General features: G+C 47.3%; 1 protein-coding gene. It reads left to right on the forward strand.

The features are described 5' to 3' along the window. The coding region (locus tag OCF96_RS10160) for a MiiA motif-containing surface protein (RefSeq protein WP_261447101.1) at nt 1-203 on the forward strand (203 nt) is incomplete at both ends.

Below are 203 nucleotides of genomic sequence, written 5' to 3' on the forward strand. Positions count from 1 at the left end.
AAGGTTAAAGCAGTCAACCCAGGTTCAACTGTAGTAGTAGACGATAAAGGCAACGCCACAGTCACAACTCCAGAAGGTAAGACAGCGGTTATCCCAGCGTCAGACTTGACTAAGTCAGCAGCAGACGCAGCTAAACCAAACGCAGGTAATGACATCGTTAAACCAGCAGATAAGACAGTAGTAGCGAATCCAGATGCTCTCAC

The sequence above is a fragment of the Streptococcus mitis genome (assembly GCF_946190065.1).
GTDB classification, from domain to species: domain Bacteria; phylum Bacillota; class Bacilli; order Lactobacillales; family Streptococcaceae; genus Streptococcus; species Streptococcus mitis_DE.